The 15,537-nt window shown below is 70.0% G+C and carries 15 protein-coding genes; all 15 read left to right on the forward strand.

Going from position 1 to position 15,537, the window contains the following annotated elements; all coding sequences use genetic code 11:
* Positions 1-243 precede the first annotated feature (243 nt).
* The 15 genes from IE075_RS15035 to IE075_RS15105 all read left to right on the forward strand — a co-directional run bounded on the left by IE075_RS15035 (position 244) and on the right by IE075_RS15105 (position 15,517).
* On the forward strand, positions 244-723 hold the full coding sequence (locus tag IE075_RS15035; protein ID WP_229792564.1) for a flagellar basal body-associated FliL family protein: 480 nt from the start codon (positions 244-246) through the stop codon (positions 721-723).
* An 8-nt stretch (positions 724-731) separates the two neighbouring features.
* Positions 732-1,736 carry a flagellar motor switch protein FliM gene (gene fliM / locus IE075_RS15040; RefSeq protein WP_189457947.1) on the forward strand — a complete coding sequence of 335 codons (1,005 nt, stop codon included), beginning with the start codon at positions 732-734 and terminating at the stop codon, positions 1,734-1,736.
* Complete coding sequence (fliN, locus tag IE075_RS15045; RefSeq protein ID WP_189457921.1) at positions 1,733-2,062, forward strand: flagellar motor switch protein FliN; 330 nt, start codon at positions 1,733-1,735, stop codon at positions 2,060-2,062. The genes fliM and fliN overlap by 4 nt, the downstream gene beginning before the upstream one ends.
* A 322-nt stretch (positions 2,063-2,384) precedes the next feature.
* Positions 2,385-2,792: a flagellar biosynthetic protein FliO gene (fliO, locus tag IE075_RS15860; RefSeq protein WP_425489389.1), complete on the forward strand. Its 408-nt coding sequence runs from the start codon at positions 2,385-2,387 to the stop codon at positions 2,790-2,792.
* The gene (fliP, locus tag IE075_RS15055; protein ID WP_189457922.1) at positions 2,789-3,679 is read left to right on the forward strand and encodes a flagellar type III secretion system pore protein FliP; all 891 of its coding nucleotides are present in this window, start codon (positions 2,789-2,791) and stop codon (positions 3,677-3,679) included. Before fliO ends, fliP begins: the two co-directional genes overlap by 4 nt.
* 10 nt (positions 3,680-3,689) lie before the next feature.
* Positions 3,690-3,959, forward strand: a complete 270-nt coding sequence (locus tag IE075_RS15060) for a flagellar biosynthetic protein FliQ (protein ID WP_189457923.1) — start codon at positions 3,690-3,692, stop codon at positions 3,957-3,959.
* A gap of 4 nt (positions 3,960-3,963) precedes the next feature.
* Positions 3,964-4,752 carry a flagellar biosynthetic protein FliR gene (fliR, locus tag IE075_RS15065; protein ID WP_425489387.1) on the forward strand — a complete coding sequence of 263 codons (789 nt, stop codon included), beginning with the start codon at positions 3,964-3,966 and terminating at the stop codon, positions 4,750-4,752.
* Between the two features lie 4 nt (positions 4,753-4,756).
* Positions 4,757-5,899 (forward strand): flagellar biosynthesis protein FlhB, encoded by a 1,143-nt coding sequence (gene flhB, locus IE075_RS15070; protein WP_189457924.1) that lies wholly within the window; start codon positions 4,757-4,759, stop codon positions 5,897-5,899.
* Positions 5,896-7,983, forward strand: coding sequence for a flagellar biosynthesis protein FlhA (gene flhA, locus IE075_RS15075; RefSeq protein ID WP_189457925.1), 2,088 nt, complete (start codon positions 5,896-5,898; stop codon positions 7,981-7,983). Before flhB ends, flhA begins: the two co-directional genes overlap by 4 nt.
* Positions 7,984-9,038: 1,055 nt before the next feature.
* Positions 9,039-10,889, forward strand: a complete 1,851-nt coding sequence (gene flhF / locus IE075_RS15080) for a flagellar biosynthesis GTPase FlhF (protein WP_189457926.1) — start codon at positions 9,039-9,041, stop codon at positions 10,887-10,889.
* A 28-nt stretch (positions 10,890-10,917) separates the two neighbouring features.
* On the forward strand, positions 10,918-11,808 hold the full coding sequence (locus IE075_RS15085; RefSeq protein WP_189457927.1) for a MinD/ParA family protein: 891 nt from the start codon (positions 10,918-10,920) through the stop codon (positions 11,806-11,808).
* The gene (locus IE075_RS15090) at positions 11,805-12,560 is read left to right on the forward strand and encodes an RNA polymerase sigma factor FliA (RefSeq protein WP_189457928.1); all 756 of its coding nucleotides are present in this window, start codon (positions 11,805-11,807) and stop codon (positions 12,558-12,560) included. Before IE075_RS15085 ends, IE075_RS15090 begins: the two co-directional genes overlap by 4 nt.
* Before the next feature lie 146 nt (positions 12,561-12,706).
* Positions 12,707-13,099: a chemotaxis response regulator CheY gene (gene cheY / locus IE075_RS15095; RefSeq protein ID WP_189457929.1), complete on the forward strand. Its 393-nt coding sequence runs from the start codon at positions 12,707-12,709 to the stop codon at positions 13,097-13,099.
* Entirely contained in the window at positions 13,099-13,743 is a 645-nt protein-coding gene (locus IE075_RS15100) for a protein phosphatase CheZ (RefSeq protein WP_189457930.1), read from the forward strand. Before cheY ends, IE075_RS15100 begins: the two co-directional genes overlap by 1 nt.
* Before the next feature lies 1 nt (position 13,744).
* On the forward strand, positions 13,745-15,517 hold the full coding sequence (locus IE075_RS15105) for a chemotaxis protein CheA (protein ID WP_189457931.1): 1,773 nt from the start codon (positions 13,745-13,747) through the stop codon (positions 15,515-15,517).
* The last annotated feature ends 20 nt before the right edge of the window (positions 15,518-15,537 follow it).

Raw genomic sequence — 15,537 nt, forward strand, 5'->3', positions numbered from 1 at the left:
CGTTGCCCGGCCCCACGGCACCGCCTGCCCGACCGCGCAAACGGGCCGGCCGGCCGCACATCAGTGCGGCTTGGCGCTGCCTGCAGCAGCACTGCAGGGCGCGCCGTTCCGGCCTGACGGCGGCGCTCGCCGGGATCCCGACGCCGGCTCGTTCAGCCAGGCGCCAATAGTCCGGCGCCCGCACGGCCTTGATCGCGGCACACCGCTTGCACAGCTCCGTCGACCCTGTCCGGAGTGCGTCGCGTGACCGCCCAAGCCGCTGCTGCTGTTGCTACCCCCATGCCGAAGAAAAAGAAAATGCTGCTGATCGCGGTCGGCGCCGTCGCGTTGCTCGCCGGCGGTGGCGCCGGCGGTTATTTCGTGTTCGCCAGCCGTGCCGAAGCAGCCGCCACCCCGGTCGTGCCGCCTGCGCTGTACCACGCGATGACGCCGGCGTTCGTCGTCAACCTGGCCGACAACGAATCCTCGCGCTACCTGCAGGCCGACGTGCAGCTGATGACGCGCGATCCCGAGACGGTGGCCGCGCTCGAGCTGCATGCGCCGGCGATCCGCAACCGGATGCTGTTCCTGCTCGGCAGCCAAGTGTCGGCAACGATCAATGACCGCGCCGGCAAGGAGAAGCTGCAGAAGCTCGCGCTTACCGAGGTGCGCGCGGTGCTGAAGGCCGAGAAGGCGCCCGACAAGGTCGACGCGCTGTACTTCACCAGCCTCGTGATCCAGTAAGGACTGCCCTGATGATGAGCGATCTGCTGTCACAGGACGAGATTGACGCCCTCCTCCACGGCGTCGACTCCGGCGTGGTCGAGGTCGAGGAGCCGCCACCGCCCACGGGCGAGGCCCGCAGCTACGACTTCGCAAGCCAGGACCGCATCGTCCGTGGCCGCCTGCCGACGCTGGAGATGATCAACGAGCGCTTCTCGCGCACGTGGCGCATCGGTCTGTTCAACCTGCTGCGCCGCTCGGCCGATCTGTCGGTGCGCGGCATCGACATGATCCGCTTCGGCGAATACATGCATTCGCTGCAGGTGCCGAACAACCTCAACCTGGTGAAGATGAAGCCGCTGCGCGGCACGGCGATGGTCGTGTTCGAGCCGCGTCTGGTGTTCACCGTCGTCGACAACTTCTTCGGCGGCTCGGGCAAGTACCACACGCGCATCGAAGGCCGCGAGTTCACGCCGACCGAAATGCGCGTGATCCAGCTGCTGCTGAAGCAGACGTTCACCGACCTCGCCGAGGCATGGGCGCCGCTGATGCCGGTGGAGTTCGAGTACCTCAACTCCGAGATCAACCCGCACTTCGCGAACGTCGTCGGCCCCCGCGAATACATCGTCGTCTGCCGCTTCCACGTTGAGCTCGAAGGCGGCGGTGGCGATGTGCACATCGCGATGCCGTGGTCGATGCTCGAGCCGATCCGCGAACTTCTCGATGCCGGCGTGCAGAGCGACCGCGTCGAAAAGGACGAAAGCTGGGAGCGCGCACTGCGCGCGCAGCTGCAGGACGCCGAGGTCGAACTCAGCAGCGCGCTGGCCAAGCGCACGATCACGTTGCGCGAGCTGTGCCGGCTTCGCGTCGGCGACGTGATCCCGATCGATCTGCCGCCTTCGGTCACGCTGGAAGTCGAGAAAACCGCGCTGTTCAGCGGTGAATTCGGATTCCACAACGGCCGCAACGCCATCAAGGTGACCTCGGTGCACCTGCCCCGCTCCAACCGTCCCGACTACGTGATCACGCCATGAATCCTTCTGACGCCGCGGCCCCCGCCACCTTCGATTCGCTGACCGCCGACACCAGCGGCGCTCCCGACCTCAACCTGGACGTCATCCTCGACGTGCCGGTCACGCTCTCGCTCGAGGTCGGCCGCGCCAAGCTGGCGATCCGCAACCTGTTGCAGCTCAACCAGGGTTCGGTCGTCGAGCTCGAGCGCGGTGCGGGCGAACCGCTCGACGTGTTCGTCAACGGCACCCTGATCGCCCAGGGCGAGGTGGTGGTCGTCAACGATCGTTTCGGCGTGCGCCTGACCGACGTGGTCAGCCCGTCCGAACGCATCAAGCGGCTGCGCTGAGACCGCACGCATGAGCGGAATCGGTCCGGCGATGGACGCGGCAATGGAGACTGCAGGCGACGAGCGTGCGGCCAACGTCGCACGCGCTGCAGCGCCCGTGTCTGCAGCGCAGGCAGGCGACGCCACGGCGCTCGTGGCCGACGGCGCCCGCCCGGCAACCGCTCCGCAACAGGCCGTGCAGGCCACACCGGCGGCCAGCAACGGCTTGGCGTCCGTCTATGGGCCGGATGCGGCAGCGACTGCCGCACCGGTGGACGTCACGACGGAGCCGCCGGTCGCCCCTGCGACGGCCACGACCGATGCCACGGCTGTAGCCGCGACGGTGACTCCCGCGGTGCCGGTTCCGGCCAAGACGTTCGCGACCACGCAGGCCGCAGCCCGGCCGCTGCCGGCCGCATCGCCGGCCGACGCCGGATCGCTGGGCGGCACCGTGTTCGCACTGCTGCTCGTCGTCGGCCTGATCCTCGGACTCGGCTGGCTGGCCAAGCGCATGCCCGGCTTCGGCCGCGGCGCACCCAGCAACGGCCTGCGCATGGTCGCTTCGCTGCCGATCGGCCCGCGCGAGCGCGTCGTGGTGGTCGAAGTCGGCGAGACCCAGCTGCTGCTCGGCGTGGGCCCGGGCGGCACGCGCACCCTGCACACCCTCGCTGAGCCGCTCCCCGAAGCGGGCCCCACACCGGGGCCGCAGTTCGCGCAGCTGCTCGCACAGCATTTCGGAAAGAAGGCATGACTCGGTTTTCAACCTGGGCCCAGCGCCTGATGCACGCGCTGCTGCTCGTGCTCGCGATGGCGCTGCTCGCGCCCGCCGCGGCGCAGACCGTCACGACGCGCCCGACCGCACCGGCCGCCACCGCGCCCGCGCAGCAACCGGCGCAGGCCGTGGCCACGCAGGCCACCGCGCCGCGCGCAACGCTGCCGACCGCGCAGGCGGCCCCGTCCGCCCAGCCGCTGCCCTCGGTGACCGTGGGCCGCATCGGCGGCGAGCCGGTCAGCATGCCGATGCAGGTGCTGCTGCTGATGACCGGCATCACGCTGCTGCCCGCGGCGCTGCTCGGCGTCACCGCATTCACTCGCATCATCATCGTGCTTGCGCTGTTGCGACAGGCACTGGGCACCGGCCAGACCCCGGGCAACCAGGTGCTGCTCGCGCTCGCGCTGTTTCTCACCTTCATGGTGATGATGCCGACGTTCGATCAGGCCTGGGCGTCCGGCATCGCGCCGTATCTCAACGATCAGATGGATTTCCGCACCGCGTGGGCGCAGGCCTCGCAGCCGTTCCGCGACTTCATGCTCGCGCAGGTGCGCGAAACCGACCTGATGACGTTCGCGGGGCTGTCCAGCTCCGGCCCGTATGCCACCGCGCAGGACATTCCGTTCGGCGTACTGGCTGCGTCGTTCCTGACCAGCGAGCTCAAGACCGCATTCGAGATCGCGTTCCTGATCTACATCCCGTTCGTGATCATCGACCTCGTCGTGGCCAGCGTGCTGATGTCGATGGGCATGATGATGCTCTCGCCGATGCTGATCTCCGCGCCGTTCAAGATCCTGCTGTTCGTGCTCGTCGACGGCTGGGTGCTCGTCGTCGGCTCGCTCGCGGCCAGCTTCAACCCCGCGTGAGGCGCACGACATGACCCCTGAAACCGCCCTCACCGAAATCGGCCGCGGCTTGCAGATGGCGCTGATGCTCGGCGCCCCTCCGTTGCTTGCGGTGCTCGCCGTCGGCGTGCTCGTCGGCATCATCCAGGCCGCGACGCAGATCAACGAGCAGACGATCGGCTTCGTCGTCAAAGCCGTCGCGCTGGCGGCGACGCTCGCGCTGACCGGGCATTTCCTGCTCGGCCGCCTGGTGTCGTTCACGATCGAACTGTTCCAGCGCATCCCGCACCTGATCGGCTGAAGCGGTGGATACGGTCACCCTGACCACCGTCGACGGGCTCAACCTGTTCGGCATGCTCGCCGCGGTGCTGTGGCACGCCCTGCGCATCGGCGCCGCGCTGCAGGTGCTGCCGATGATCGGCGGCCGGTCGATGCCGGCGCGCGCGCGGCTGATCACCACGGTGGCGATCGCCGCAGCGATGGCCACGCTGCTGCCGGTGCCGCCGGCGGCCGCGGTCGACGCGCAGACCGTGCTGTCGGTGCTACGCGAGTTCGCGATCGGCATTTCGATCGGGCTGGTGATCCGGATCGCGTTCGAAGCCGGTCAGCTGGCCGGTGAGCTGGTCAGCCAGGGCATGGGCCTGTCGTTCGCGACGATGGCCGACCCGCTCAGCGGCGCCTCCTCGCCGGTGCTCGCGCAGTGGTTCTACCTCAGCTTCGCGCTGATCTTCTTCGCCGTCGACGGTCACCTCGCGCTCGTGCGGCTGCTGTTCGAAAGCTACGCCGCGCTCCCGATCGGCCAGCCGATCGCGGACCTGCAGGAGTTCATCTCGCTGCTGCCGACGTTCTTTTCGACCGCGCTGCGCGCCGGCGTACTGCTCGCGCTGCCGGTGATGATGGCGCTGCTCGCGGTCAACCTCGCGTTCGGCGTGCTGTCCAAAGCGGCGCCGCAGCTCAACCCGATCCAGATCGGCCTGCCGGTCGCGCTGCTGGTCGGCCTGCTGCTGCTGTCGCTGCTGGCACGGGAGCTGCAGGGACCGGTCATGCGGCTGTTCGAGGAAGCGTTCCTCGCAGCCCGCGCATTGACCGGGTGAGTGGATGTCCGAGAGCGACCAGGAAGACAAAACCGAACAGCCATCAGAAAAACGACTGCGGGACGCGCGCGCCAAAGGCGACGTCCCGCAATCGCGAGAGCTGGCGAACGTGGCGGTGCTCGGCTGCGCCACGGTCGCGCTGATGGTGACCGGCCCCGGCATCGGCAGCGCGTCGCAGGGCTGGATGCGTGACGCGCTGCGCTTTGACCCCACGCTGATCGGCGAACCCGACCGCCTGCTCGGCCACGCGGCCACGCTGATGCTCAAGCTGATGCTGCCGATGCTGCCGCTGGTGCTTGCCGCGCTTGCGGCCTGCCTGATTGCACCGGCGATCATGGGCGGCCTGCGCTTTTCGAACCAGGCGCTGCAGCCGGACCTCAAGCGGCTGAGCCCGATGGCGGGCCTCAAGCGTATGTACGGCAAGGAAAGCCTCGCCGAACTCGTGCGTTCGCTGCTGCGCGTGGTGCTGCTCGGCGGCATCGGCGCGTTCGTCGTCTACCGCGCGTTCGACCGCCTGATCGCGATGCCGAAGCAATCGCTCGAAAGCTCGATCGCCTACGGCGTCGACCTGGCGGTGTTCGCGCTGCTGGCGATGGTCGGCGCGCTCGGCGTGCTGGCCGCGCTCGACATCCCGTACCAGCACTGGCACTGGCGCAACAAGCTCAAGATGACCAAGCAGGAGCTGCGCGACGAGCACAAGGAGCTCGAGGGCAATCCCGAGGTGAAGGCGCGCGTGCGCCAGGTCGCGCGCGAGATGAGCCAGCGCCGGATGATGGACGCGGTCCCGACCGCCGACGTCGTGATCACCAACCCGACCCACTACGCGGTCGCACTGAAATACGAAGCCGGCGCGATGCGCGCACCGAAGGTCGTCGCGATGGGCGTCGACGAACTCGCGCTGCGCATCCGCGAACTCGCCGGCCACCACAAGGTCACCCTGGTCGAAGCGCCGCCGCTGGCACGCGCCTTGTATCGGCAGGCGAAGGTCGATCAGGAGATTCCGGTGAAGCTGTATGCCGCCGTCGCACAGGTGTTGTCGTACGTCTACCAGCTCAAGCGCTGGCACCCGGCCCGTGGGCCGATGCCGGAGCTGAACCAGCTCGACGTCGGCCGTGACGGCGCACCTGACAGCGAGGCGCCGCGATGAGCGTGCCTGCCGGACGCCTGTCGGGCATCGCCAGCGCGGTGCGCGGGGGCGCCGCCGCGCCGGTCGCCGTGCTCGCGATGCTGGCGATGGTGCTGGTGCCGCTCGCGCCGATCGTGCTGGACGTGATGTTCACGCTCAACATCGCGCTGTCGCTGGTGGTGCTGCTCGCGGTCGTGTACGTCAAGCGGCCGCTCGAATTCTCGGTCTTCCCCAGCGTGCTGCTGCTGGTCACGCTGCTGCGGCTGGCGCTCAACGTGGCCTCCACGCGCGTGGTGCTGCTGCACGGCCATGAGGGCCCGGGCGCGGCCGGCCACGTCATCGAGGCCTTCGGCCAGTTCGTGATCGGCGGCAGTTATGCGGTCGGCTTCGTGGTGTTCGCGATCCTGACCGTCATCAACTTCGTGGTCGTCACCAAGGGCGCCGGCCGCATCGCGGAAGTCTCGGCGCGCTTCATCCTCGACGCGCTGCCCGGCAAGCAGATGGCGATCGACGCCGACCTCAACGCGGGCGTTCTGACCCGCGAGGAAGCCAAGGCCCGCCGCGAGGAAGTGCGCGAGGAAGCCGACTTCTACGGCTCGATGGACGGTGCGAACAAGTTCGTGCGCGGCGACGCGATCGCCGGCCTGCTGATCCTCGCGATCAACCTGATCGGCGGCATCATCATCGGCATCGCGCAGCACGGCATGGGCTTCAGCGAAGCGGCGAAGGTGTACTCGCTGCTCGCGATCGGCGATGGCCTGGTTGCGCAGCTGCCGGCGCTGCTGGTCTCGACCGCGGTCGCGATGCTCGTCACCCGCGCCACGCGCGAGCAGGAAATGGGCAAGGCGGTCGGCACACAGGTGTTCGGCCAGCAGCGTGCGCTGATCGTCACCGCCGCGGTGCTCGGCCTGATCGGCATCGTGCCGGGCATGCCGAACGTGCCGTTCCTGCTGTTCGCGTCGGCGTTCGGCTATGCCGCCTGGAAACTCAACCAGCGCGAGAAGGCCGCCCTGCTTGCAGCCGCAAACGCCGAAACCGCGCCGGGCAACGGCCTGTCGATGGCGCCGTCCCCGCAGGCCGAGCTGAGCTGGGACGAAGTGCGCCCGGTCGAACCGCTGGGCCTGGAGGTCGGCTACAAGCTGATCGCGATGGTCGACAAGAACCAGGGCGGCGAACTGCTCGCCCGCCTGAAGGGCGTGCGACGCAAGCTCACGCAGGATCTGGGCTTCCTTATCCCGGCCGTGCACGTGCGCGACAATCTCGAACTCGCCCCCGGCCAGTACCGCGTGCTCGTGCACGGCGTGCCGATCGCGGCCGGAGAGCTGCATCCCGACCGCGAGCTCGCGCTCGACCCGGGCCGCGTGTTCGGACCGGTGGAAGGCATCCCGGGCAAGGACCCGGCATTCGGACTGGACGCGGTCTGGATCTTGCCGAGTCAGCGCGCGCATGCCGAATCGCTGGGCTACACCGTCGTCGATGCGGCGACCGTGGTCGCCACGCACCTGTCGCACCTCGTGCGCGAACGCGCGTCCGAACTGCTGGGCCACGACGAAGTGCAGCAGCTGCTTGCCAGCGTCGGCAAGGCGACGCCGAAGCTCGTCGAGGATTTGACGCCGAAGCTGCTGCCGCTGTCGTCGGTCGTGCGCGTGCTGCAGTCGCTGCTCGCCGAGCGCGTACCGTTGCGACAGATGCGCCAGATCGTCGAAGCGCTGCTCGAGCACGGCGCCCACACGCAGGACCCGACCGTGCTCACCGCGGCGGTGCGCACGGCGCTGGGCCGGTTCATCGTGCAGGAGCTCACCGGCATGGGCACCGAACTGCCGGTCTACACGCTGGCCCCGCAGCTCGAACGCGTGCTGCAGGACTCGGTCAGCGGGCAGGCCGCGGCGCTGGAGCCGGGCCTGGCCGAGCGCCTGCACCAGAACCTCAGCGAATGCGTCGCGCGCCAGGAAAGCCTCGGCGAGCCCGCCGTGCTGCTGGTGCCCGGCCAGGTCCGTGCCGCGATCGCCCGCCTCGTGCGTCACAGCGTGCCGCAGCTTGCGGTGCTGGCGTATGGCGAAGTGCCGGAAGACAAGCGCCTGCGCCTGGTGGGATCGGTGGGGTGAGAGCGGCCGCTTGCGCGGCACTGCCGCGCGGTCGCTCGAACGCCCGGCGGCCGTGCCGACGGGCCGGGTGAGAGCGGCCGCTTGCGCGGCACTGCCGCGCGGTCGCTCGAACGCCCGGCGGCCGTGCCGACGGGCCGGGTGAGAGCGGCCGCTTGCGCGGCACTGCCGCGCGGTCGCTCGAACGCCCGGCAGCTGTGCTGACGGGCCGGATGAGCCGGGGCGCTCGCGCCACCGGCGCGCGGCCCTGGCGAACGCCGAGCGCCCGCGCGGGCCGGGCCGGGCCGGACACTCCGCCTACAACCGTCTCGCGCGGCCGAACGCCGGCATCGCATCGCTAGACAACCGCCCCATGACGATCTCGCGCGGCCGCCCCATTGCCCGACGGCCATCGAGGCGGGCGCGTAACCCGCACGCGCCTTCTGTTGCGAGCTGACGGACGCCTTGCCGAAACACGCGTACCGCCTGTCTGGAATAAGGCGTGCCGCGGAAGCGGCACGAGGAGCCTCGAAGCCCCTCAACGGCCCCGGCGGAACCTGCCACCCGCCCCGCCACACAACCGCCCGCCCATCGAACCGCAAGGCCGCCCCCCGATGCTTGGCGGTGATCCCGGCAACGAGCCGCGCCGCTCGCACGGCGTCGCCTTTGCTCCGCGGGAACAGCCGGCGCTGCCGAACCGTCGCGCATCGCCGAACACCCGCTCGCGGCGCGGCACCGAAGCGGACGCCTCAGAGCGCGGTCACCGCCGCCGGCGCACCCCGTCACCCGCACCCCGGACGGCCCCGGCTCGTTACTCGCCTCGAACCGCCTGCGGAGCCGGCGCCACGACGCCCCGCCGTCACCCGCCGCGCCCGTCGAAGCTGCGCACCCCGCTCCGGCGCGGCCCAACGCCCCAGCGACGGCAACCCGCCCCCCGCCCGCGGCCCCGACGGAAGCCCGTCGAATCGGAGCCCCGAGCGTAGGCACGGTTATTGCCTTGTCATCGGCAGGGAGCGGCCGCGGCCGTTCCAACCGATCCAACACCCCGTATTTCGCGCCCCACGTTCAAGGAGTCACTGATGAGAATCAAACGCTTCGTCGCCCCTGACATGCGCACTGCGCTGCGTATGGTTCGCGACGAGCAGGGCGCGGACGCGGTGATCCTCTCGAACCGCTCGATTCCGGAAGGCATCGAGGTGGTGGCCGCCACCGATTACGACGAGGCGCTGGTCCAGCAGGCGCTGCGCACCGCGGCTCCGGGCACGTTCGGGGCAGCCCCCCCGCCGCACGCCGCCCCGAACGCGGTGCAGATGCCGGCACCGACCGCGTACGCGCGTCAGGAAACCGCCGCCCGCGCCGCAGCCGGCGAACCGCAGGGGGCGCCTGCCGCACGGTCGCTGGGCACGCGCGCCGAGGCGATGATCGCCGCGATGTCCGGCACGACGCCGCGCGACTCGCTTGCGGCGCGGGCCCGCGCAGTGTTCCGCGTCGACGCGGCGGCCGCCGAGGCCGACGCCGCCTCGGCCCGACGCGCCGCGTCCCAGGCGGCCTCGCGCTCGCACCCACCGGCCCTCGCCTCGCTGCTGACGGCCGGCGTCGAGGAAGAAAGCGTTTTCAACCCGAATGATTTCGCGGCCGCGTCCTACCCGCCTGCTGCGCCTGCTGCGCCTGCTGCCGCACCGGCCACCCTGGCGCCCGGCGACGATTTCCGCGAACTGCTCGCGCGCCTGTCCGCCGCGGAACACGCCAACGAAATGCCGGCACCGGTGGCCGCATCGCCGTCGCCGGCCGCCCAGGCCGCCGAAGCGATGGCCGCGCCGGCCCCGGTGCTCGAAGTCGCGCCGATCGCGCCGGTCGTCAAGATCGAAGCCGCCCCGCCGGTGGCCGCCGCCCCGGTTGTTGAAGCGGCTCCGGCTCCGATTGCTGCGATCGACCCAGTGGCGGAGGTGACCCCCGCCGCTGCGCCGGCCGTCATCGCCGTGCCCGCCGAGCCCGTGCTGCAGGTGGTCGCGACGCCCGTCGAGGACCCGACGCTCGCAGCGATGCGCAACGAGCTGGCCTCGATGCGTGAGCTGATCGAGCGCCAGATGGACCACTACGCGATCGAACGCCTGCGCGGTTCGGCCGGCCGCGCGCATGTGTTCGACACGCTGCTGGCCTGGGGCTGCGACGAGAGCGTCGCGCAGAACGTCGCCGGCCGCATCGATGCGCAGCTCTCGCCTGAAGAAACCCGCGAGCCGATGCTCGCCGAGCTGGCGCGCATGATCATGACCCACAAAGCCGAGCCGATCGACGACGGCGGCGTGATCGCGCTCGTCGGCCCGACCGGTGCCGGCAAGACCACCACGATCGCCAAGCTCGCCGCGCGCTTCGCTGCCCGCCACCGCGCCCGCGACGTCGCGCTGGTCACCACGGACGTCAGCCGCGCCGGTGCGCGCGAACAGCTGCACGCGCACGGCCGCCGACTCGGCATCACCGTCTGCGAGGCCGAAGGCCCCGAAGCGCTGAACGCCACGCTCGACCAGCTGGCCGACTACCCGCTGGTGCTGGTCGACACCGCCGGCTACGCCGCCCGCGACCGCGCGCTGCTGAGCCAGATCCTGTGGCTGCGCACCGCGCGCCGCGTGCGCAGCCTGCTGGTGCTGCCCGCGAACGCCCACCCGCACGACCTCAGCGAAGTGATCCGCCGCTACCGCCCGGCGTCGCCGGAAGGCGTCGTGCTGACCAAGACCGACGAAACCGGCCGCCTCGGCGCCGCGCTGTCGGTGCTGGTCAAGCAGGACATGCACCTGGCCTACACCACTTCGGGGCAGCAGGTGCCGCACGACATCGAGGCCGCCGACCCCGTTCGCCTCGTCGCTTCAATCGAAAAACTGCGCCGCGCTGCCGACAACCCCTTGATGACCGAGGACCGCCATGCCGTCGCCTGACCCCAACGCATCCTGCCTCGGACACGACATGAACGGACACGACACCCCGGCCGCCGACCCGGCCCCCTGCGCCGAAGCCGCGCCCGCCACGCCGGCGAGCGTCGCGCCGGTTCGGGTCATCGCGGTGGCCAGCGGCAAGGGCGGCGTCGGCAAGACGTCGGTCTCGGTGAACCTGGCGATGTCACTGGTGATGGCCGGCCGCCGCACGCTGCTGCTCGACACCGATCTCGGTCTCGCCAACGTCGACGTGATGCTCGGCCTGTCGCCGCGCTTCACGCTGGCGGACGTGATCGCCGGACGCTGCGAACTGGCCGACACGATCATCGAAGGCCCCGGTGGCCTGTGGGTGGTCCCGGCCGCATCGGGCAAGCGCCACATGACCGAGCTCACCCCCGCGCAGCACGTCGGGCTGGTGCATGCCTTCAGCCAGCTCGACCTGCCGATCGACACGATGGTCGTCGACAACGCCGCCGGCATCGCCGATGGCGTGCTGACGTTCTGCCAGGCCGCGCAGGACGTGATCATCGTGGTCTGCGACGAGCCGGCCTCGGTCACCGACGCCTACGCGCTGGTCAAGGTGCTCAGCCGCGAACGCGGCGTGACCCGGGTGCAGGTGCTCGCAAACCAGGTCGGCAGCCCGCAGGAAGGCCGCCACCTGTTCGAGAAGCTCGAACGCGTCAGCGCGCGCTTCCTCGACGTCACGATGTCGTATCTCGGCGCAATCCCGCGCGACGAATGGCTGCGCCGCGCCGTGCAGCGCCAGGAAGCCGTCGTCGAGGCGTTCCCGTCCAGCCCGTCCGCGCTCGCGTTCCGCGACGTCGCGCGACGCGCGTCCCAGTGGCAGGTCCCGCAAGGCCCGCGCGGACACGTTGAATTTTTCCTTGAACGGCTGGTCACCCCAGCCAGGAGCGCCGCATGAATGCCATGGCCGCCGCCCACTACCGCGCCGCCCGCCCCCAGACCGACGCGGCCGCGATTGTCGAAAAGCACGCCGAACTCGTGCGCCGCATCGCCCACCACCTCGCGGCGAAGCTGCCTGCGAGCGTGGAGATCGATGACCTGATCCAGGCCGGCATGCTCGGCCTCATCGAGGCCGCGAAGAACTTCCAGTCCGACCAGGGCGCCGCGTTCGAGACGTATGCCTCGATCCGCATCCGCGGCGCGATGATCGACGAGATCCGTCGTGGGGACTGGGTGCCGCGTTCGGTGCACCGCCGCTACCGCGACGTCGTCGCCGCCACGCGCGCGGTCGAGCAGGCCACCGGCCGCGCTGCGACCTCACAGGAAGTTGCGCAGCAGCTCGGCGTCAGCATGACCGAGTACCACGCGATGCTCGAGGACGCTTCGCGCGGCCAACTGCTGAGCCTCGATGCGCACGCCGAAGAACACGACGGCGAGCCGCGCCTGGCGAGCACCGACGGCGCGACGCCCGCGCGTGCGCTCGAGCAATCCGAGTTCCGCGGCGCGCTCGGCGAGGCAATCGGCCTGCTGCCCGAGCGCGAGCAGCTCGTGCTGTCGCTGTACTACGAGCAGGAAATGAACCTGCGCGAGATCGGCGCGGTGCTGTCGATCAGCGAATCGCGCGTGTGCCAGATCCACGGCCAGGCGATGTTGCGCCTGCGCTCGCGCCTGGGCGAGTGGAACGGCATCGCCGCAACCAACGACGACTGATCGCGACGGCCGTCACCGAACCGCGCGCTGCACGCATCCACCGCTTCAGGACGCACGGGACCGGTCGATACCCGTTGCGAACGGTGCACCCCCACGGGGTTTCGTGCACCGCCTCCCCTTCACTGCACTGCCGCCGCGAGGCATCCATGGACAAGAACATCAAGATCCTCATCGTCGACGACTTCTCGACCATGCGCCGCATCGTCAAGAACCTGCTCAACGACCTCGGCTTCTCCAACACCGCCGAGGCCGACGACGGCCTCACCGCGCTCGAGGAACTCAAGCGCATGAAGTACGACCTGATCATCACCGACTGGAACATGCCCGGCATGACCGGCATGGAGCTGCTCAAGAACGTGCGCGCCGACGCCGCGCTGAGCAAGACCCCGGTGCTCATGGTCACGGCCGAAGCCAAGCGCGAACAGATCATCGAAGCCGCGCAGGCCGGCGTGAACGGCTATGTCATCAAGCCGTTCACTGCGGGCACGCTCGCTGAAAAGCTCGGCAAGATCTTCGAGCGCATCGAGGCCGCTGCGTAATGAGCGCGCAACTGGAGATCGACGCCGACACGGCGCTCAGCGCCGAGGGCCGCGAGGACATCATCCGCCGCGTGCGCGCGGCGCTGTGCGCGCTCGAGCACGACGACCAGTCCGGCTTCCGCGAGCACCTCGATACCCTCGTCGAATGGCGCAGCCAACCGCTGGTGCAGGGCCTCGTGCGCCTCGCACGCGAACTCGGCCAGGCGTTCGGCGACAACGCCTGCGGCACCGGCTCGCTGCCCGAGGCCTGCACGCGCCTCGAGCACGCCGTGCAGGTCAGCGAAGAAGCCAGCCATCGCACGATGGACATGATCGACCAGATCCGCGATCTGCTCGCCAAGATCCCGGCGCCGGGCGGCACTGATGCCGCCGAAGCCGTCACCGGCATCCGCATGCGGCTGTCCGAAATGACCGCGGCGCAGGGCTACCAGGACCTCACCGGCCAGATCATCAAGCGCGTCGTCGACATCGTGCGCTGCGTGCACACGGCGTCCGGCGGCGCGATGCCCGAGGCGGCGCCGCTCCAACTGCCCGCCGCGGCCTCCAATTCGTCGAAGGGCTTCGGCCCGTCCGTCGCGGGCGTCGATGCCGCGCCGGCCGGACAGGACGACGCCGACGATCTGCTGTCCTCGCTGGGGCTCTGACATGGGCGAATCCGCCGCCGAGATTTGCGCCGACTTCCTCGTCGAAGCGCGCGAAATCGTGGACCAGCTCGGCGAACAGCTCGTCGGGCTCGAACACGCGCCGAACGACCGCGACTGCCTCAATGCGGTGTTCCGCGGCTTCCACACGATCAAGGGCGGCGCGGGCTTTCTCGATTTCCCAGAGATGGTGACGCTCTGCCACGCCGTCGAAGACCGCTTCAGCGCCGCACGCAGCGGCGAAGCCGCACTGCATTCGGGCACGTTCGATGCCACGCAGCAGGCGATCGACCTGCTGTCGGGGATGCTCGACGCGATCGCGAACGGCGAGGCGCTCGAAGAACCGCCGGCCGAACTCATCGCCGAATTCCATTACGGCGCCAACGCGCCGGCGCCGGCGGTATCGGCCAAGCCGGTGCAGGCCGAAGACCTGCCCGAAGACCTCGAAAACCTCGATTTCGATGCGCTGCTCGACAGCCTGCACGGCGCCGGCGCATTGCCGGGCGCCGCGGCCGTCGCAGCGCCCGTGACGCCGAAACCCGTCGCAAAGAAGCCCGAGAGCAAGCCCAAGCCTGCATCGAGCCCGGAGCCCGGCGATGCGACCGTCCGCGTTGACGTGCGCCGCCTGGACGCGATGGTGAACCTCGTTGGCGAACTCGTGCTCGCGCGCAACCGCCTCAAGACGATCCGCCCGCGCATCGGCGACGAAGACCTCGACCGCGCGGTCACCGCGCTCGACGCAGCCACTTCGCGCCTGCAATCGGCGGTCATGACCGTGCGCATGCAGCCGGTCGGTCGCGTGTTCTCGCGCTTCCCTAAGCTCGTGCGCGACGTCTCGCGCCAGGTCGGCAAGAACGTCAACCTCGAGATCATCGGCGCTGAAACGGAACTCGATCGCAACCTCGTCGAAGCGCTGGCCGATCCGCTGGTGCACCTGATGCGCAACGCGATCGACCACGGCATCGAATCGCCCGAGACGCGCCGCGCGAGCAGCAAATCCGACACCGGCCTGGTGCGCCTGTCCGCGCAGCAGGAAGGCGACCACGTCGCGATCGAAGTGCGCGACGACGGCGGCGGCATCGACCCCGACAAGATCCGCCAGAGCGCGATCGGCAAGGGGCTGCTCGACATCGAGTCCGCGGCCCGCCTCACGCCGGACGAGTGCCTGCAGCTGATCTTCCTGCCCGGTTTTTCGACGAAGCAGCAGGTCAGCGACCTCTCCGGCCGCGGCGTCGGCATGGACGTGGTGCAGTCGAAGATCCGCGAGCTCTCGGGCCAGGTGCAGATCCAGTCCGAAGTCGGACGGGGCACGCGCTTCGTGATCCGCGTGCCGCTCACACTCGCGATCCTGCCGACACTGCTCATCGAGATCGACGACGACGTCTACGCACTGCCGCTCGTGCGCGTCGTCGAAGTGCTCTCGCACCGCCCCGAACGCTCGATGTGGATCGACGGCCAGCCCGTGCTCGACCTGCGCGAGCGACCGCTGCCGCTGCTCGATCTGCGCGCGTGGCTGGGTCTGGATCCGCTGCCGGCGCAGGAGACCACAGCGGTCGTGCTGCAGGCCGGCGAACAACGCTTCTGCCTCGTCGTCGACCGGGTCCGCGGCCGCGAAGAGGTCGTCATCAAGGCGCTTCCGCGCGCACTGCGCGGGCTGGCCGGCTATGCCGGCGCCAGCCTGATCGGCGACGGTCGCATGGCGTTGATCCTAGACGTCGATGCACTGCTCAGCACGGGGCTGCGCACGCAGCGCCGCCTCATCGCCGAGGTCGCCTGAGGTTTCGTTTCACCGTTTTA

The sequence above is a fragment of the Cognatilysobacter bugurensis genome (genome assembly GCF_014652095.1).
In the GTDB taxonomy this organism is placed as follows: Bacteria; Pseudomonadota; Gammaproteobacteria; order Xanthomonadales; family Xanthomonadaceae; genus Cognatilysobacter; species Cognatilysobacter bugurensis.

Bases quoted from the DNA above. Each gene is read 5' to 3' on its own strand.
- IE075_RS15100 (WP_189457930.1), top strand. From the start codon at position 13,099: ATGAGCGCGCAACTGGAGATCGACGCCGACACGGCGCTCAGCGCCGAG.
- cheY (WP_189457929.1), top strand. From the start codon at position 12,707: ATGGACAAGAACATCAAGATCCTCATCGTCGACGACTTCTCGACCATG.
- flhA (WP_189457925.1), top strand. From the start codon at position 5,896: ATGAGCGTGCCTGCCGGACGCCTGTCGGGCATCGCCAGCGCGGTGCGC.
- IE075_RS15105 (WP_189457931.1), top strand. From the start codon at position 13,745: ATGGGCGAATCCGCCGCCGAGATTTGCGCCGACTTCCTCGTCGAAGCG.
- IE075_RS15085 (WP_189457927.1), top strand. From the start codon at position 10,918: ATGAACGGACACGACACCCCGGCCGCCGACCCGGCCCCCTGCGCCGAA.
- IE075_RS15090 (WP_189457928.1), top strand. From the start codon at position 11,805: ATGAATGCCATGGCCGCCGCCCACTACCGCGCCGCCCGCCCCCAGACC.
- fliN (WP_189457921.1), top strand. From the start codon at position 1,733: ATGAATCCTTCTGACGCCGCGGCCCCCGCCACCTTCGATTCGCTGACC.
- fliP (WP_189457922.1), top strand. From the start codon at position 2,789: ATGACTCGGTTTTCAACCTGGGCCCAGCGCCTGATGCACGCGCTGCTG.
- IE075_RS15060 (WP_189457923.1), top strand. From the start codon at position 3,690: ATGACCCCTGAAACCGCCCTCACCGAAATCGGCCGCGGCTTGCAGATG.
- flhB (WP_189457924.1), top strand. From the start codon at position 4,757: ATGTCCGAGAGCGACCAGGAAGACAAAACCGAACAGCCATCAGAAAAA.
- flhF (WP_189457926.1), top strand. From the start codon at position 9,039: ATGAGAATCAAACGCTTCGTCGCCCCTGACATGCGCACTGCGCTGCGT.